At 71.5% G+C, this 17174-nt stretch carries 16 protein-coding genes; 7 read left to right on the top strand and 9 right to left on the bottom strand.

Going from position 1 to position 17174, the window contains the following annotated elements:
* The 5 genes from ACFPIJ_RS13990 to ACFPIJ_RS14010 all read right to left on the bottom strand — a co-directional run.
* Window positions 1-1165, bottom strand: a 1165-nt coding sequence (locus tag ACFPIJ_RS13990) for an Hsp70 family protein (RefSeq protein WP_380115215.1), incomplete at its 3' end; no start/stop codon positions are given.
* A gap of 9 nt (window positions 1166-1174) precedes the next feature.
* On the bottom strand, window positions 1175-2275 hold the full coding sequence (locus ACFPIJ_RS13995; RefSeq protein ID WP_380115216.1) for a type III PLP-dependent enzyme: 1101 nt from the start codon (window positions 2273-2275) through the stop codon (window positions 1175-1177).
* Between the two features lie 80 nt (window positions 2276-2355).
* Entirely contained in the window at window positions 2356-2970 is a 615-nt protein-coding gene (locus ACFPIJ_RS14000; RefSeq protein ID WP_380115217.1) for a GNAT family N-acetyltransferase, read from the bottom strand.
* Between the two features lie 32 nt (window positions 2971-3002).
* On the bottom strand, window positions 3003-4532 hold the full coding sequence (locus ACFPIJ_RS14005) for an APC family permease (RefSeq protein WP_380115218.1): 1530 nt from the start codon (window positions 4530-4532) through the stop codon (window positions 3003-3005).
* A 75-nt stretch (window positions 4533-4607) separates the two neighbouring features.
* The gene (locus ACFPIJ_RS14010) at window positions 4608-5246 is read right to left on the bottom strand and encodes a GOLPH3/VPS74 family protein (protein WP_380115220.1); all 639 of its coding nucleotides are present in this window, start codon (window positions 5244-5246) and stop codon (window positions 4608-4610) included.
* A gap of 166 nt (window positions 5247-5412) precedes the next feature.
* Here ACFPIJ_RS14010 and ACFPIJ_RS14015 point away from each other — a divergent pair, with 166 nt between their 5' ends.
* The 5 genes from ACFPIJ_RS14015 to ACFPIJ_RS14035 all read left to right on the top strand — a co-directional run bounded on the left by ACFPIJ_RS14015 (window position 5413) and on the right by ACFPIJ_RS14035 (window position 8635).
* Window positions 5413-6270, top strand: a complete 858-nt coding sequence (locus tag ACFPIJ_RS14015) for a helix-turn-helix domain-containing protein (protein WP_380115221.1) — start codon at window positions 5413-5415, stop codon at window positions 6268-6270.
* Between the two features lie 40 nt (window positions 6271-6310).
* Window positions 6311-6556 (top strand): DUF397 domain-containing protein, encoded by a 246-nt coding sequence (locus ACFPIJ_RS14020; protein WP_380115222.1) that lies wholly within the window; start codon window positions 6311-6313, stop codon window positions 6554-6556.
* A 190-nt stretch (window positions 6557-6746) separates the two neighbouring features.
* Window positions 6747-6875 carry a hypothetical protein gene (locus ACFPIJ_RS14025; protein WP_380115223.1) on the top strand — a complete coding sequence of 43 codons (129 nt, stop codon included), beginning with the start codon at window positions 6747-6749 and terminating at the stop codon, window positions 6873-6875.
* A 78-nt stretch (window positions 6876-6953) separates the two neighbouring features.
* Window positions 6954-7457 (top strand): SigE family RNA polymerase sigma factor, encoded by a 504-nt coding sequence (locus tag ACFPIJ_RS14030; protein ID WP_380115224.1) that lies wholly within the window; start codon window positions 6954-6956, stop codon window positions 7455-7457.
* A complete protein-coding gene (locus ACFPIJ_RS14035) occupies window positions 7454-8635 on the top strand; it encodes a hypothetical protein (RefSeq protein WP_380115225.1) in 1182 nt (393 codons plus the stop codon). Before ACFPIJ_RS14030 ends, ACFPIJ_RS14035 begins: the two co-directional genes overlap by 4 nt.
* 1016 nt (window positions 8636-9651) lie before the next feature.
* On the opposite strand, the gene ACFPIJ_RS14040 is transcribed toward ACFPIJ_RS14035, so the two are convergent.
* From ACFPIJ_RS14040 to ACFPIJ_RS14050, 3 genes are all read right to left on the bottom strand, one after another.
* Window positions 9652-10653 (bottom strand): LacI family DNA-binding transcriptional regulator, encoded by a 1002-nt coding sequence (locus ACFPIJ_RS14040; RefSeq protein WP_380115226.1) that lies wholly within the window; start codon window positions 10651-10653, stop codon window positions 9652-9654.
* Window positions 10654-10790: 137 nt separating this feature from the next.
* On the bottom strand, window positions 10791-11126 hold the full coding sequence (locus ACFPIJ_RS14045; RefSeq protein WP_380115228.1) for a VOC family protein: 336 nt from the start codon (window positions 11124-11126) through the stop codon (window positions 10791-10793).
* Window positions 11127-11136: 10 nt separating this feature from the next.
* Entirely contained in the window at window positions 11137-11367 is a 231-nt protein-coding gene (locus tag ACFPIJ_RS14050) for a hypothetical protein (protein ID WP_380115229.1), read from the bottom strand.
* Window positions 11368-11476: 109 nt separating this feature from the next.
* Here ACFPIJ_RS14050 and ligA point away from each other — a divergent pair, with 109 nt between their 5' ends.
* Both ligA and ACFPIJ_RS14060 read left to right on the top strand, forming a co-directional pair.
* A complete protein-coding gene (gene ligA / locus ACFPIJ_RS14055; RefSeq protein ID WP_380115230.1) occupies window positions 11477-13618 on the top strand; it encodes an NAD-dependent DNA ligase LigA in 2142 nt (713 codons plus the stop codon).
* An 837-nt stretch (window positions 13619-14455) separates the two neighbouring features.
* Window positions 14456-14710, top strand: coding sequence for a hypothetical protein (locus ACFPIJ_RS14060; protein WP_380115232.1), 255 nt, complete (start codon window positions 14456-14458; stop codon window positions 14708-14710).
* Between the two features lie 246 nt (window positions 14711-14956).
* On the opposite strand, the gene ACFPIJ_RS14065 is transcribed toward ACFPIJ_RS14060, so the two are convergent.
* Complete coding sequence (locus tag ACFPIJ_RS14065; protein ID WP_380115233.1) at window positions 14957-17143, bottom strand: carbohydrate-binding protein; 2187 nt, start codon at window positions 17141-17143, stop codon at window positions 14957-14959.
* Between the last annotated feature and the right edge of the window lie 31 nt (window positions 17144-17174).

A 17174-nucleotide genomic window follows, 5' to 3' on the forward strand; every position in this document is an offset into this window, starting at 1 on the left:
CGACCGGAGAAGCACCCTCCGACGCCGCAGCCTTCGACGCCACGACCGGAGAAGCACCCTCCGGCGCCGCGACCGGCTCGGCCGGCGGCCGTGCCTCGACGGCCAGGACGCTGCCCTCGGCGACGACCAGCTCGGGCTGCTCCACCACCAGCGGCGGGACACCCACGATGCGGTGCAGCAGCGTGGCCACGAGCGGCATCCGGCTCGCCCCGCCGACCAGGAACACCCCGGCCGTCGCGGCCGCGTCGATCCCCACCCGTTGCAGGATGATCCTGGTGAGGTCGGCGGTGCGGCGCAGCAGCACCGTCGCGAGCCGGTCGAGCTGCTCGCGCCCCAGGGTGGCCTCGGTGTCCAGGCCGGACAGGTACACCACCGTGCTGCCGCTGCGGGACAGCAGCTCCTTCGCGGTCTGCACGTCGTCCCAGAGCTGCCGGCGGGCCCGGCGGTCGGCGGCGGCCGCGGGGTGCTCCAGCCGCTGCCAGTCCTCGGCCCGGTCGGCGGCGTAGACGGCGCCGAAGTAGCCGACGACCGCCGCGTCGACGTCGAGGCCGCCCACATCGGCGAGGCCGTCGGTGGCCACGATGGTGAAGCCGGCCTCCTCCCGCCGGACCACGCTGACATCGAAGGTGCCGGCGCCCAGGTCGTACACCACCAATGACTGGCCGATCGCGACGGGGACGCGGACCTGGTTGAGGAACGCGCACGCGGCCGCGATCGGTTCGGCGACGAGCTCCACGGACGTGAGTCCCGCCGCCGTGGCCGCGTCGAGCAGGATGCGGCGACGGCGCGGCCCCCACGCGGCGGGATGGGTGAGCGCCACGCTGACCGGTGCGACCCCGCCGGTGGTGCGGTGCGCCTCCTCGAGGACCCGGCGCAGCACCGCGGCGACCAGGTCCGTGACCGGCACCTCGGCGTCGCCGAGCAGGACCACGTCGTGGTCGATGCCGCGTTTCGGGTTGGGCTCGTAGCGGGCCGGGTCGAGCCGGGCGCTGTGCACGGCGTCGCGGCCGACGACCAGGCCGCCCGAGCGGTCGAGGTACACGGCGGAGCGCAGCAGCGGCGAGCCGTCGAACAGCAACGGCTTGACCGGGCCGTCGGGCCAGGCGAGCACCGCGACGGTGTTGGACGTACCGAAGTCGATGCCGAGGACGAAGCCCGAACGCATCGGCAGAGCTTAGACTCCGGCGCGCCGCACGCAGCGCACGACGGGCGGATCGAAGCCGTTGAAGGAGGAGGCGTAGACGCTGGTGTAGGAGCCGGTGCTGGCGATGTACACCTCGTCGCCGGTGCGCAGGCCGGCGGACAGCTCCACGTCGAACATGATGGTGTCCTGGCTGTCGCAGGTCGGGCCGGTGAGGTGGCAGCGTTCCCGGGTCCGGGCGCCCCGCGAGTCGGTGACCGGGAAGCGGAGCTGGTTGCCGGTCTCCAGGCTCTCCATCAGGCCGTTGAAGGCGCCGACGTCGAGGTGGATCCAGCGCTTGCCGTGGCGCAGCGCGGTGCCGATGACGGTGGCGCGCAGGGTGCCGGCCGCGGCGACCACCGCCCGGCCCGGTTCGATGACGACCGGGACCTCGTAGGGCAGTCCGGCCAGACCGGTGGTGATCGCCGCCGCGTAATCCGACAAAGGCGGCACCGTGCTTGCATAGCGGGCGGGGAAGCCACCGCCGACGTTCACCATCTGGAGAAACACCTGCTCGGCGGCAAGCTTGTCCATCACCTGCGCGACGGCGCGCAGCGGGGCCCGCCAGGCCTGCGGGAGCAGCATCTGGGAGCCGACGTGGAAGGCGACGCCGAACGGGCGCAGTCCCCGGTCCCGGGCGCCGAGCAGCAGGGCGGTGGCGGTCGCGACGTCGACGCCGAACTTGCCCTCGCTGGGCACGCCGCTGCGGATCTGGTGGGCGGCGAGCCGCACGTACACGGCCGCGCCGGGGGCCGCGGCGGCCAGCTTGTCCAGCTCGTCCTCGGAGTCGAACGCGAAGCGCCACAAGCCTTTCGCGTGCGCGTGGGCGATGTGGCCGACCGGTTTGACGGGGTTGCTGAACAGCGTGTCCGCCGGGTCGACGCCGGCGCCGGCGAGCAGGTCGAGCTCGGGGGCGGAGGCGACCTCGAAGCGGCAGCCGAGGCCGTGCAGCTCGGCGAGGATCTCCGGATGCGGGTTGCACTTCATGGCGTAGTGCACGGTGCAGCCCGGCAGGCCCGCGGTGAGCGCATGGTACTGCGCGGCCACCCGGTCGAGGTCGATGAGCAGCTCCGGTGTTCGGCGGCGGTGGTCCACCCGGCCCTCCCGTCCACGTCATCCTGCGTGGTCAGGATATTGCGCATCGTAACTTTTGTACTACCCGGTCCTGCCGGGGCTCACGTCCACGGCGGGCGCCACATCGGCCACACGGGCGGGCCCTGCGGCAGCAGGATCGGCGGGCGGCTCTGGTACCCGTGCCGGAGGTACAGCTCGCGGTTGCGGGGATCGTTGGCCTCCAGGTACGCCGGGAGGCCGGCCCGGTCGAGGCGGCTGTGGTGGCGGGCGAGCATGGCGCTGCCGATGCCGAGGTTCTGCCGCTCCGGACGCACCGCGAGGAACGCCAGGTAGTGGTGCGGCACGATCGGGTGCTCCTCCTCGAGCAGCGCGTCGAGCTGGCAGGCCCGGTCGAACGCCGGTCCGGAGGCCTCCTTGAGCCGCCGGTCGTAGTCGATCGGCGGCGGGATCGCGCGGGTCAGCGGGAACCACAACGCGACACCGGACAGCCGACCGTCGATCGGGTCGACGGTGGCGTACACCTCGCCGAAGCGCACCGCGTGCTCGGTGAAGATGGCGAAGTACTCGGGGCTGTACTCGCGGCGGACATCGGGGTCGGGCGCCATCCAGCGGGCGACCGGACCGTCGCTCATCGCGGCGGTGAGGACCTCGGTGATCTCGTCGGTGTCGACCGGTTCGATGTCGCGGAGGACGACATCCTGAATGGCATGCGTCATGACCATCCTCTTTCGGTGTCCACAGTGGAAGGTTAGGAGTGGTGGGCGACGTCGGACGTGCGCGGCATCGAGTGCGACACCGGGAAGCTCGGGCTCTCCGGCAGGACCCGCTGCTCGGCGCCCCGGCCGATGCCGGCGTAGGACTCGGGCCGCGCGGCGCGCATGATGACCGCCCAGAGGACGCCCACCACGGCGAAGACGGCGTAGGCCGCCGAGAACACCCAGTTGAAGATCGAGTCCGACTCGACCTGCAGCAGGTCGCCCAGTCCGATGATCGTCGCGGCGAGCACCGCGCTGAGGAGCAGGAACGCCAGCAACGGGGCGATCTGCGCGCGCCACACGTTCTCCCGCCGGCGGTGCCGGATGAAGAACGCGATGACGGCGGCGGACGCGCCCCACATGAGCATCAGGACGCCGAGCCCGCCGACGGTCGTACCCCAGGCGAAGAGGTGGATCAACGGATCGGTGTGGGTCGCCCAGTAGACGAAGAGGACCGTCAGGGCGAGCAGGCTCTGGGTGATCGAGCCCAGCATCGGGGCCCCGGTGCGCGGGTGCGCGACGCCCCACAGTCTCGGCAGCACCCGCTCCCGGCCCAGGGCGAACTGATAGCGGGCGACCGCCGCGTGGAACGCCAGGGCCGCGGCGAACACGCTGGTCAGGAACAGCACGTAGCCGACGTTGATGAACGCTTCGGGCACGTACGGCGTGACCAGCGCGAAGACGAGGTCGGTCTCCTGGTCCTTGGCCGCCTGCACGATGTTGCCGGCGCCGGTGTTCACCGACATCGCCCACGCCGAGACGCCGCAGAGCAGCCCCGGCAGCAGGACCGCCCAGTGCGTGGCCCGGGCGATGGTGTGCTTCGGGTCCTTCGCCTCCTCGGACAGCACGACGGTCGCCTCGAACCCGACGAAGCCGGCGATCGCGAGCACCAGCATCGCCGCGACCTCCGGCGTCAGCAGCTGGGCTGGGGCGAGGGTCTCGGTGCTGACCCGGCCGCCGGCAGGGTGCGCGATCATGATCGCGTCGTAGATGAGCACGATGGTGATCTCGGCGGTGAGCAGCACGGCGAGCACCTTGCCGCTGAGGTCGACCCACAGCACGCCGAGCACCGCGATCAGGAACCAGCCGACGAGCGCGCAGGCGAACCAGCTGGCCTCGATGCCGCTGGCCTCGAGAATGCCGGAGGCGACCACCCCGAGCAGGCCGAACAGGCCGATCTGCATGGCCGCGTAGGCCGGCAGCGCGATGAACGCCGCCGCCACGCCGGTGACCCGGCCCAGCCCGTGACTGATGTAGGAGTAGAAGGCGCCGGAGTTGACGATGTGCCGGCTCATCGCCACGAACCCGACGGTGAAGATCGACAGGATGAGTGCCGCCACGAAGTACACCAGGGGCACCGCCGTGTTGCCGACCACGGCGTAGATCGTCGAGATGGCGCCGAGGATCACCGTCAGCGGCGCCGCGCCCGCGACCCCGAAGAACACCACCGACGGCACGCCGAGGCGGTTGCTGGCCAGGCCCCGGGTCACGATGTCCGGCCCGCTCGCGGTGCTCCGCGCCATGTTCGGTCTCCTCACGCGGTCAGTCGTGCTGGTGCGCAACGCGCCGCGGTGATAGTGGTGGCGGCCCACCGAATGTCACCGACGACCCACGGCGAGCGCTGAGCCCACCGCGGCCTCGGTGTACTGGACGAGCTGGACCACGTCGTCCGGCAGGGACGCCATGATCGCCGGCAGCTGGCGCATGCATTCGCGCTGCTCCTGGACGCCCGCGAACACGTGCCGGGTCAGGCCGGTCGCGACCACGAGCGCGATGAGCGCCCGGTCGGCCAGGCCCATCGAGCGGCGGTGCGCGAGCGCCTCGGACAGCCGGATCGACTCCCACGCGGCGGTGTTGCGCTGCTCGGCGCTCAGCGGCAGGTACAGCGTCTGCGCGCTGAGCAGCTTGCGGCGGGTCACCGGCTCGACCACGCCGGCCCGCAGCAGCCGCTCGCCGACCTGGTCGGTCGCGTCGGCGGCGAGGTAGGCCAGCCAGGTGCGGATCTCGCGGTGCTGTGGCTGCGCGATCAGCAGGTCCAGCACCCGGTGCGCGAGCGAGTCGCCAGGCGGCTCCTGGCTGACGACGTACAGGTCGCCGGTCATGGCGCGCAGCCGCCCGTACAACATCAATTCACCGAGAAGGGACGAGGCCAGGCCGAGACCTGACGCTCGTGGGTGCAGCCGGGAACGGCCGGTGCGATCGTCGTGGGCAATCAGGTAATAGCTGTTTGCAAGCATCGTGACCACGCTTTCTCGAGGCACCTCGAGCACATCAGCGAACGGGCCAGCAGCCACATGTGCTGGCTTCGATGTCCCCGAGCATCATGTACCCAACACGGCGCGTAGTGCAACGAGTACTAGACTCGGGGTATGCGCATCCCGCAGATTGCATAGGATCATTGCCGTGGACATTGACGCCGCCAAGGACGAGGGACCAACGCTTCGCCGCCGTCGACTGGCAGCGGAACTGAAGAAAAGTCGCGAGGAGGCCGGATTCACACAGGAATCCGTGTCCCGGCACTTCGAGTGGCATTCGGCCAAGGTCACCAGAATTGAGAACGCCCGCGTGCCGGTGACCGCGCGGGACGTCAACGACCTGCTGACCCTGTACGGGGTGCAGGACGTGGACTACCGCGAGGCGCTGCTGGCGCTCGCCCGGCAGGGCAAGCAGCGCACCTGGTGGACGGACTACCGCGACGTCATGCGGCCGGGGAACTTCGTCGGCATGGAGGCCGACGCCTCGATCACCCGCGTCTGGGAGCCGATCGTGCTGCCGGGGCTGCTGCAGTCCGAGGCGTACATGCGGGCGTTGATCGGCACCGGGCGCCGGCACGACCGCAAGGAGACGATCGAACGGCGGGTCGCGCTGCGCAGGATGCGCCAGGCGCGCCTGACCGCGCCGTCCCCGCTGCAGCTGGTGGCCCTCATCGACGAGTCGGTGATCCACCGCGTCGTCGGCGGGCCGTCAGTGATGCAGGAGCAGCGGCGCAAGCTCATCGACGTCGCGGCACTGCCCAACGTGTCGATGCGGATCGTGCCGTACGGCGCCGGCGAGCACCCCTTCATGGGCGGTTCGGTCGCGCTGCTCGAGTTTCCCGACGTCGCCCACTTGGATGTCATATACCTGGAGGGGCTTGCCGGGGACTACTACGAGGAGCAGCCTGCGGAGGTCAAGCGCTACCGCGACGAGTTCGAACGGCTGAGGAGCCGAGCCCTCAGCGAATCGTCATCGATATCGTTGATCGAACGCCTGCTCGACTGAGCTGTCCGCGCGCCGTCTCAGCGTTCCACCGTTCAGTCGCATGGTTCAGCGCAAACGGAAGGAGGTGCATGTTTTGTCTGGTCAATTCACCGACACCAGCTGGCACAAAAGCAGTCGCAGCAACGGCAACGGCGGCAACAACTGCGTCGAAGTCGCAGTCGTTGACTCCGTTGTCGGCGTCCGCGACAGCAAGAATCCGGACGGACCGGTATTGCGGTTCAGTCCGGCGGCTTGGGAGTCGTTCGTATCCGACGCCAAGCACGGCACTTTTGATATGACCAACTGACGCTTTTCCCGGCTTCCTCAATCCCGAACATCATTGATCCGCGTATGGGCTGGTGCAGCAATGCATCAGCCCTCTGCGAAGATACTGGTCGATGCTATTCCTGGCCGCCCGGTGGCGCCACCGTCGGCTTTTGCAGTATCTGTAACGGCGCCGCCACTCATTGATCTCCAGGAGGTGCTTGCATCGCCGGGTGATCCGTTCCGTGACCACGCCGGCGGTGCCCGACGCGCACGCCGTGCAGGCCCTTCTCGCCATGGCGGAGGCGATCGAGGTCGTGTCCGCGGTCCCGCTCGATGCGCCACGCCCGCTGCGGCGGTGAAAACTTCGCGGCGGCGGTCAACCCGGCACCCTCCTGGCGACATCACCCTGGTGGAACGTCCACGGAAGGGACCACCAGGTGCGCCCGGATCGGGAACATGACTTCAGCCAGTACGTGCAGGCGCGGATACCGCGGCTGCACCGGGTGGCGTACCAGGTCCTCGGCGACCGGGACCGGGCCGACGACGCGGTGCAGAACACGCTGACGGTGCTGTACCAGCGCTGGACCCGGATGCACGACGTGGAGAACCTCGACGCCTACGTGCACACGATGCTCGTGCGCTCCTGCCTCAGCGACCGGCGGCGCTGGTGGGCGAAGGTGCAGCTGCGGGAGACCACCCCGGACCTGCCGGTCGCCGCCGACGACCCGCTCGTCGAGCAGCGGATGGTGCTGCGGGCCGCGCTGCGGCGCCTGCCGGAAGGGCAGCGCACGGTGCTGGTGCTGCGCTTCCTGTGCGATCTGCCGGTCGCCGAGGTGGCGCGGCTGCTGCACCGCTCGGAGGGGACCGTGAAGCGGCAGACGTTCAGCGGGCTGGGAAACCTGCGCAGGCTGCTCGACGAGTTCGCAAGGAGCGAGGCATGAACGAGAATCCGTTCTCCGTCCTGACCGGCGAGGCCGTCCCGGACAGCCGGGTCCGGGTCGACGACGTCATCGCCGCCGGGCGGACCCGGGTGCGCCGGCGGCGCGGTGCCGTCGCCGCGGGGTGCGCGGCGGTGGTCGTCCTCGTCACCCTGGCCGGCGTCGCCTTTGCGGTCCGCCCGCCGCAAGGCGGCCCGGCCCGGCCCTCGCCTTCGCCGTCGCCGTCGGTCAGTGCGCATCCGTCGGGGTGCACGGTCGCGAGGGTGGACGTCGACGGCGACATCGGCGCCGCCTTCACCGATCCGAGCGGCAGGTACGTCGCGTTCTCCCGCGCTCCCGACCCCGGGCTGCTGATCGTGTACCGCGACGGCGTCGTCGTGCGGCGGCACACCACCGGCGAACGGCTGCAGACGTGGGCGCTGAACGCTTCCGGGACCGCGATCGGCGCGGTGGAGAACGACGCCTACCGGACCACCGCCGACGGGGCCGTCGTCATGCTGCCCAGGCCGTCCGGGGCGACGCGGGCGTGGGCGTACGGCATCAACGCGGCCGGCGACATCGTCGGCGAGGCGGCGATGCCGGGCAAGACGTTCCGCGCGGTGCTGTGGCGGCACACCGCCCTTGACGCACCGGTGCTGCTGCCGACACCGGCCGGCCGGTCCTCCTCGGCCCGGGGAATCACCGACGACGGCCGGATCCTGGGCGACCTGGACCAGGGCGCCACCCCGTACCTGTGGAACGCCGACGGCACCGGTGTGGCCCTGCCGACCCCGCCGGGGCTGCCGGGCGGCCTCCCGATCCAGATCGCCGGCGACTGGGTCACCGGCATGGTCAACTACCTGTCCGTCCAGAACCTCGACCCGGCGACGGGTCGGCGGACCGGGCCGGGCGACCCGAAGCCGGCGCGCTGGCAGCTGTCCTCCGGCACTGTGGAGATCCTCGAGGCCGACGACGTCTTCAACGGCTCCGGGCGCATCACCGCCGACGGGACGCTGGTGATCAACCGGTTCACCGACGCGGTGTTCTGGGACGGCGCCCGGCTGACGCCCTTGCCTGCGCCGCCAGGGTACGACCATGTGCAGGTGACCTCGATCAGCGCTGACGGCCGGGTCATCGGCGGCGCCGCGACGAAGAACACGGGCGGCTCGATCGAACCGTTCCGCTGGGACTGCCGCCGCTGACCCGACGCCCGTTGCTCCCGCCCACCCAGCTGTGCGACCCGTTTCCGGCGCCGCATCGCCGCTCGGTGGTTCCGCGCAGCCTCCGGCCGCCCGGGGTCAGAGAGCATCAGCGATCTTGCGACTACCTGGTTGATCGGTGACCCCAGGGGACCAGTCATCAACCAGGTAGTGGCGGTCTCCCACAGTCCGAAGGATCGCTGGCCACAGGTGCCCGGGGATCCTTCGGCTTGTGGGATTCCGGCAACGACGCCGCGTGGTCGCCGCCCGGTTCGGCGCTGCCGAGGTTTGGGTCAGCCTCGTTGCCCGCCTGTGTCGTGTCGGGAGTGGATCTCCCCGGTGATCGGAGTCGCCGACCGGCTGTCCGCGCAGCCAGCGCGCGACTTCGGTCAACGACACCGACACCGCGACACGTCGCCTCCCACACCCACTGCGCGCCCGCCCCGCCTCCGAAGGACGCGACCCCGGAAGCCGACCGCCCCGATGATCGAAGCCGCGCCCCGGCCGGCCACACAGCCAGCACACGACTTCGATCAACGCCGCGTGGGTGCTGGTGGTGGGACGGGTCCGGCAAAGGAGGGTGGAGCGGCGCGGTGGCGGCGGGCGAGCCGGACGGCGCGCGACCCCAGGACTTCGGTCTGCGGCCGTTGCCGGGGTTGGTTGCATCGCGGCCGCAGGTCGCGGGATCGGCGCGGCCGGTCACGGCCGCGGGCTTGCCACGACCGCAGGTCGCGGGCCTGTCACGGCCGCAGGTCGCGGGATCGGCGCGGCCGGTCACGGCTGCGGGCCTGTCGCGGCCGCAGGTCGCGGGATCGGGCGGCCGGTTACGGCTGCGGGCCTGTCGCGGCCGCAGGTCGCGGGCGGCCGGTTACGGCCGCGGGCTTGTCACGACCGCAGGTCGTGTCTGCGTGACTGGCGGCGGACCTGGCAGGGAAGGCCGTCCACGGCCTGACCGGTGGCTGACGGGAGCAGCGGACCGCGCCCACGACGGACCGGAGCCCTGCTCGTGTTCTTGCTGTTCAGCTTTTCGGAGCGGCGGTGCTGCGGCGCAGGACCAGGGTGGGCGCGACGTGCGGGTCGGGCTCGGGGCGGTCAGGGCCTTCCGGGAGGTCGGCCTCGATGGCGCTGAGCAGGGCGGCGATGCAGCGGCGGCCGACCTCGTCGAAGTCCTGGCGGATCGTGGTCAGCGGCGGCGACAGGAACTCGGCCTCCGGGATGTCGTCGAAACCGACGATGCTGACGTCGTCGGGGACGCGGATGCCGTGCTCGTGGAAGGCGCGCATCATGCCCAGCGCCATCTGGTCGTTGCCGGCGAAGACGGCGGTGACGTCGTCGCGGCGGGCGAGCTCGAGGCCCGCCTGGTAGCCGGAGCGGGCGGACCAGTCGCCGGTCATGAGCGGCGGGGCGGGCAGGCCGGCCTCCTCGAGGGCACCGCGCCAGCCTTCGATGCGGCCGTGGGTCTCCAGCCAGTCGCGGGGGCCGGACAGGTGCCAGACCTTGCGGTGGCCGAGGCCCAGCAGGTGCTGGACGGCGAGGCGGGCGCCGGTGACCTGGTCGACGGAGATCGCGGGGATCTCGCCGCCGACGTTGGACTCGACGGCGACCGCGGCGACCCCGAGCGGGAGGCTGTGCAGCGCTGCTGCGGCGGCGGTCTGCGGGGCGATGACGACGACCCCGGCGACGGACTGGTCGGCGAGGGCCTCCAGGGCGTTGACCATGCCGCTGTGGTCGAGCTGCTCGAGGGTGACGATGCTGACGCCGTACCCCGCGGCGCGGGCGGCGCGCTCGATGCCCAGGAGGGTCGAGGCCGGCCCGTAGAGAATCGTGTCGAAACTGACGACGCCGATCACCCGGGACCGCCGGCCGGCGAGGCCGCGGGCCATGGCGTTCGGGCGGTAGTTGAGCTGCCGGACCGCCTCCAGGACCCGCTCACGCGTGGCGGGGCTGACGCTCGGGTGCTGGTTCAGCACCCGCGAGACGGTCTGGTGGGACACGCCGGCGAGTCGCGCGACGTCGTTCATGACCGCTGCCCGGCCCTGGCTCGTTGGACGCATCGCCCTCCCCCCATGTTGATGTTAGCGCTGCCACGATATGCCGTGCCGGGCGGTACGCCGCGATCTGGGGGTGGGGAATGGCCGTTCGGATGACCCGGGAGCCGCTACTCGACGCAGAACTCGTTGCCTTCGGGGTCGGCCATGACCGTCAGCTCGTCGCCCACCTGCAGGACCGTGGCGCCGAGCGCCTCCAGCCTGGCAACCTCGTCGGCCACCGCGCCGGGTGCCCGCAGGTCGAAGTGCACGCGGTTCTTCGCGGTCTTGCCCTCCGGCACCCGGGCGAACCAGATGTTCGGCCCGCCCCACCCGGCGGCCTCGACGAACGCCTTGTCCGATGTGGACTCCTCATCGACGTCGGTGCCCAGCGCCGCGGCCCAGAACCGGGCCAGCACCAGCGCGTCGGCGCTGTCGAACGTCACCGACTTGATGTAGGCAGCCATGGGCGGCACCCTACTCCGGCCGCCGGTAGACGCTGACGTGATTTCTGCTGTCCGCCGCGGCGGCGAGTTCGAGGTGTACGAGGCTGTAGGGGCCTTTGACGGGTTCGTCCGCCATGTTTCCGACGGTGACCGCAATGGTGTCGCCGTCCGGTTTGCCGCGCAGCACCGCCACCATCTCCGGGGAGCCCTCGACGCGGGCCTTGAGCGGCAGGGCGACACGGCCGATGGCGTGGCGGCCCACAACTTGCCGAAATGCCCCGGATCATCGAAAACCGGCCTTTAGGTGCGGCCCAAAATTGTCGTACCCGCTGACTAGGCTGCTCGTATTCCTTGAGGTTGTGGAGGCCGTTGTGCAGGAACCGGGTGCTGGTCTGGTCGTCGATGCCGCGAAGGCTGAGCCGTTCGCGGCGGTCGAGGAGTATCGGGCCGCGATCGGTGCGATCCGGCAGGCCGCCGCCGCGTACTACGGCGGATCTGACCTGGACATGGACGACGCCGTGTATGACGCGTTGCTGGCGCGGGTCGCGGCGACGGAGGCGGCGCAGCCGGCCTGGAAGGCCGACGAGTCCCCGACCGAGGTCGTCGGTGCCGGCGGCGGGGTGGTCGGCGACGTCGTGCACAGCACGCCGATGCTCAGCCTGGACAACGTGTTCGACGAGGACACGCTGCGCAAGTGGGCGGCCCGGCTGGACCGGATCCTGGGCCGTCCCGCCGGCGGGTTCACGGTGGAGCCGAAGATCGACGGGCTGGCGATCGCCGCCCGCTATGTCGACGGCCGCCTCGTGCAGGTCGCGACCCGCGGCGACGGGCGCGCCGGTGAGGACGTGACCGGGCAGGCCCGGCGCGCGGTGGGGCTGCCCGAGCAGCTCGCCGAGCCGGTGACCCTCGAGGTGCGCGGCGAGGTGTTCATGACCGACGCCGACTTCGAGAAGGCCAACGTGATGCGCACGGGCACGGGCGAGCCCGCGTTCGCGCACCCACGCAGCGCCGCCGCCGGCACGCTGCGTGCACAGGACCGCACCTATGACGCGCCGCTGTCGTTCTTCGCGTATTCGGTCCACAGCGAGTCCTTCGCCACCGTCGCCAACTCGGACGCGATGGCCGAGCTGGAGCGGCTCGGGATCGCCACGACCGGCGGGTCCGTCGCCGGGACGCCGGTGTGCGGCACCATCGAGGAGGTCCTCGCCGCGGTGCACGCGCTCAGCACGAGCCGGGGCACGCTCGGGTTCGGCATCGACGGCGCGGTCATCAAGGCGGACCTGCCCGCCGACCGGGACGCCGCGGGCTCGTCGAGCCGGGCGCCGCGGTGGGGCGTGGCGTACAAGTTCCCGGCCGACACCCGCACCACCCGGCTGCTGCAGATCGAGGTGCAGATCGGCCGGACCGGCGTGATCACCCCCGTGGCGGTGCTCGAGGCGGTCCAGATCAGCGGGGTCACCGTCACCTCCGCGACCCTGCACAACTTCGACGACCTGGTCCGGCGCAACGTGCGCCCCGGCGACGTGGTGTTCGTCCGTCGCGCCGGCGACGTCATCCCCGAGGTCACCGGCGCCAAGCTCGACGAGCGCCCGGCGGACTCGGTGCCGTTCGAGCCGCCGGCCCGTTGCCCCCGCTGCGACGGCGAGATCGACCGCAGCCAGAAGCGCTGGCGGTGCACCCGCGGCCGGGCCTGCGGTGCGCACGAGTCCCTCGCGTATTACGCCGCCCGCCACTCGATGGACATCGAAGGCCTCGGCGGGAAGGTCATCGACCTGGTGGTCGCCGCCGGTCACGTCACCGACCCGGCCGACCTGTATGACCTCGACGTGCCCACCGTCGCGAGCCTCGATCGGATGGGCGAGCTGTCCGCCACCAAGCTCGTCGCCGCCATCCAGGCGTCCAAGGACCAGTCACTCGCCCGCGTGCTGACCGGCCTCGGCGTGCGCATGACGGGCAGGTCCATGTCCCGCCGGCTGGCCCGCCACTTCGGCACGATGCAGGCGCTGCAGGACGCGTCCGTCGAGGACCTGCAACAGGTCGAGGGCGTCGGCCCGGAGCGCGCCGTGACCATCGCCGCCGAGCTGGTCGACCTGGCCCCGGTCATCGCCAAGCTGGTCGCCCGCGGCGTCAACATGTCCGAGCCCGACCTCGCCCCGCCGTCCGCCACCACCTCCGGCACCGACCCGGACGCGGACACGGACACCGACGGCGCCGCCCCGATGGCCCTGCCGCTGCGCCGCCCCGACGGCAGCCCGATGACGGTCGTGGTCACCGGCTCGGTGCCCGGCCTCACCCGCGACGAGGGCAACGAGGCCGTCGAACGCCTCGGCGGCAAGTCCTCCGGCTCCGTCTCGAAGCGCACCGACCTGGTCGTCGTCGGCGACGGCGCCGGCTCCAAGGCCGAGAAGGCTGAGCAGCTGGGCATCCGCATCCTGCCCGCGGACCGGTTCGCCGCGTTGCTGCAGGCGTACCTGTCCGGGGACGAGGCCGCCATCACCGACATCCTCGCCTGACGGCAGCCGGCCACCGCAGACCAGCGACCGGGCCACGCCCAGCCGCACGGTCAGCAACCGGACCACGCCCAGCCGCACGGTCAGCAACCGCTGACGGAGATCGTCGGCGAGGGCACTCCGGCCGCCGGTCGGCTGCGCGAAGGAGAAGTTCTGGCGGCGCTTCGCCGACCTGCTCAACGGGGTGGCCGGCACGTCGTTCGCCACGGACCCCCGGGTCGCCACGTTCGGCGGGCGGCACCAGCACGCGACGATGCTGCTCGCGCTGCTCGAAGACGCCTTCGGGACGCGGACAGTGCCCCGGTCCTCGCCGGCGTGGCGAACCGGTGGCGGGGACCGGTGGCGGGGACCGCTTGGGCACTGGCACCCCGACAGCGCGCCCGCAGGCACCGGCACGGCGGCGTCACACATCGCCGTCCTGCGGCGCGTTGCCGGTTCGCAACGACGCCGCGACCAACACCGCCAGCACGAGCAGCCCACACGATCTCGGACAGCACCCGCCGGCACGAGCAGTCCACGCCGCCTCAACAGCACCCATCAGCGCGACCGGCGCACGACCAGCACGACCGGCACAACCAGCCCCACCACGACGACCGGCACCGCAGCACGAGCAACCCACCCAACGACCGCCAGCACCCGCCGACACGAGCAGCCCACTCCGGCGCGACCGGCACCCGCCGCGGTCGCGCCCGCCTTTCCTGTGTCGAGCCGCCGATGCTGCGGTGCTGTCGCCATTGGTGCGGCGGCGTTCCAGGTAGTTGCGGGCCTTGCTCGGGTCGCGAGCCGTTCGCACTGAACTGCTGGAGCCACCCCATCGCTCCGACCGGCGGTCGACCGTTCATGATCCAGGTGAAGGTCCAGATCTCGGACGGGCAGACCCACAAGGTCAGCCTCTACGTGATGGACTGGGACGGCGGCGGCGTCCGGCGCCAGAGCATCACCGTCACCAACCTCGACGGCGACACTCTCGACACCCTTGACGCGGCCACCGTCGGCACGTTCGCCGGCGGCACCTACGCCTCGTGGACGGTCACCTTCACGGTCCAGGTGTCGGCCGGCGCGAACGCCCTCGTCAACGGCGTCTTCATCGACTGAGATACGAACCCTTGAGCCAACAGGCACCCGGGCCGCGCTGGCAAGCCAGCTGTCCGGAACTCGTCAGGGCCGATCGTGAGCCCGGGAGCTTGTTAGGTTCATGGCACGGGGGTTTGATGGTCGGCGTGGCGGCGGGTGCATCCCGCAGGGACCACCGCCTCCGCAGCACGGCAGCCGCCGCGCCGATCATGAGAGCGCCCCACCGGACCCCGGGGGCAGCGGGATCCGGTGCGGCGCGGGGGGCTGTTACACGGTGAGGCGCAGGTAGTCGACGTTGAAGCCGCCGGTCTCGCAGAACAGCGTCAGCTGCTGGTCGCCGGTGGCGGTGACGGTGATCGGGACGTGGATCGACTGGTAGGTGCCCCAGCCGCCGGTGTCGGGCACCGACGCGGTGGCGAGGGTGGCGCCGGTCGCGTCGCGCAGTGAGATGGCGCCGGGTGCCGGGGCGCCGGAGCCGTTGGCGACGCGCAGTTCCACGTCGTAGGTGCCGGCGGCGACGTCGAGGCGGTAGGCGAGCCAGTTGCCGGCCGAGGTCCAGCCGACATTGCGGCCGCCGCTGGCGGCGGGGTTGGTCTCGATGAAGTTGGGGCCGCCGTCGGTCCAGCCGTGCTGGGCCACGTACGCCTCGGCCTCGACCTTCGCGCCGACCGGGGCGCCGTGCGGCTGGACGGTGACGTGGACGGTCGTCGAGGAGCTGGCGCGGCCGTCGGTGACGGTGACGGGAAGGTCGATGGTGCCGGGGACGGTCGGGCGCAGGGTGACCACGCCGGTGGCGGCGTCGACGGTGACGCCGTCGGGCAGGTCGGTGGCGTAGAACGCCAGCGCGTCGCGGTCGGTGGCACGCAGCTGGAGCGACGTGGTGCTGTACTGGTCGACCACGACCGGAGCCGGTTGCGCCAGGGCCGGGGTGTCGTTACGGCCGCGCGGCAGGTCGGCGGTCCAGCGGTAGGTGGCGTAGGCGTGCGCGGGGACGGTCGCGACGAAGGACCGGCCGGCGAGCACGACCCGCACGGTGCGGTCGACGTCGAGCGCGTTGCCGATCACCGCGACGTAGCCGTCGTGCTGGTCGCGGTAGACGACGTTGCTGATGCCGTCCGCGGTGCCGCTGGAGGCGACCCGCACGTGCGCCGGGGTGAGGTACCGCGAGAACTGCCCGAGCTGGTAGAGCTCGTCGCGGACGGTGAAGGTGCGGGCGGTGGTGTCGACCTTGACCAGCCGGTCCGGCCACTTGGTGGTGCGGGCGACCTCGTCCCAGTCGACGTTGTTGTCGCGGGCGGGGGTCCAGTGCAGGGTGCCGCCGTCCTGGTCGGTCGCCTGGGCCCACAGGATGTAGGAGGACGCGTCGAGGCGGAAGTCGGCGAGGACCGTGGCCGGCGACAGGTCGCTGGTCTCGGTCAGGTGCACGGGCTTGCCGGTCTGCTCGTAGGCGTCGCGCATGACGGTGGGGTCGCCCCAGTACGGGTGGAAGGCGATCGCGTCGGCGGCGCGGGCGGCGGCGGGGTCGTTCAGCACGCGGTAGTAGTTCTTGGTGGCGGTGCTGTTCGGGTCGCGCCAGTCGTAGAAGTTGAAGTCGTGGATGTAGAGGTCGACGTCGAGGCGGGCCCGGCGCAGCTCCCGGTCGATCGCGACGGACAGCTTCTGCTGCTGCTCGACGCTGATGTCCATGGCCGGGTAGACGACGTCCATGCCGGGCTCGTTGAGCAGCGTCAGCGCGTCGACGCGGATGCCGAGACGGGCGTACGCCTGCACGTACTTCACGTAGTAGCGGGCGAAGACGTCGATGCGGTCGTCGCGCAGCTTGCCGACCTGGTAGTACTCGGTCGTGCTGCCGGGCTTGAGCGCGACCTCGCCGAGGAAGCGGTTGTTGGTCTTCATCCACGCCGGGGCGCTCCAGGCCGAGGCGAGGAACGTCGCGCGGGGGTTGTACTTCTGGATCAGCTTGACGGTGTCGACGATGTGCAGGTCGATGTCGCGCTGGATGCTGAAGTGCCGCAGGTCCAGGTCTTCGGTGACGCCGGCCGGCAGGTCGTCGTAGGACCAGAACGGCAGGTGCTCGATGAGGTCGGGGCTGCCGATGGTCAGCCGGAAGCGGTCGAGGCCGGCGCCGGTGCGCGGGTCGACGAGGAGCCGGACGGCGTCCTCCCGCTGCTGCGGGGTGAGCTTCCACAGGTTGGACACGGTCGTCTCGTCGATCGAGAAACCGATGCCGGTGTACGACTGCCGCGGACGGCTCGGATCGACGACCACGGTCGCGTCTGCCCTGGTGTCGGCGCCGGCACCGATCCGGGCGTCCGGCAGCGGCTGCCAGTGGGCGGCGCCGGTCGAGTACGTGCCAGTGACGAGCGCGCCGTGCCCGGCGTGCGCCGCGCCCGGCACCGCCAGGGTGCCGGCGGTGACCAGCGCAACGGTCGCCACGGAGATGGATCGCCTCACAGGGCCTCCTGAGGTTGGATCGTGCGGGATT

This window comes from Dactylosporangium cerinum (assembly GCF_042653625.1).
Classification (GTDB): Bacteria; Actinomycetota; Actinomycetes; order Mycobacteriales; family Micromonosporaceae; genus Dactylosporangium; species Dactylosporangium cerinum.

Excerpts from the sequence above, each read along its gene's own strand:
- ACFPIJ_RS14000 (WP_380115217.1), bottom strand. The coding sequence starts at position 2,970 with ATGACGCATGCCATTCAGGATGTCGTCCTCCGCGACATCGAACCGGTC.
- ACFPIJ_RS14005 (WP_380115218.1), bottom strand. The coding sequence starts at position 4,532 with ATGGCGCGGAGCACCGCGAGCGGGCCGGACATCGTGACCCGGGGCCTG.
- ACFPIJ_RS14010 (WP_380115220.1), bottom strand. The coding sequence starts at position 5,246 with ATGCTTGCAAACAGCTATTACCTGATTGCCCACGACGATCGCACCGGC.
- ACFPIJ_RS14020 (WP_380115222.1), top strand. The coding sequence starts at position 6,311 with ATGGTTCAGCGCAAACGGAAGGAGGTGCATGTTTTGTCTGGTCAATTC.
- ACFPIJ_RS14035 (WP_380115225.1), top strand. The coding sequence starts at position 7,454 with ATGAACGAGAATCCGTTCTCCGTCCTGACCGGCGAGGCCGTCCCGGAC.
- ACFPIJ_RS14040 (WP_380115226.1), bottom strand. The coding sequence starts at position 10,653 with ATGAACGACGTCGCGCGACTCGCCGGCGTGTCCCACCAGACCGTCTCG.
- ACFPIJ_RS14045 (WP_380115228.1), bottom strand. The coding sequence starts at position 11,126 with ATGGCTGCCTACATCAAGTCGGTGACGTTCGACAGCGCCGACGCGCTG.
- ACFPIJ_RS14060 (WP_380115232.1), top strand. The coding sequence starts at position 14,456 with ATGATCCAGGTGAAGGTCCAGATCTCGGACGGGCAGACCCACAAGGTC.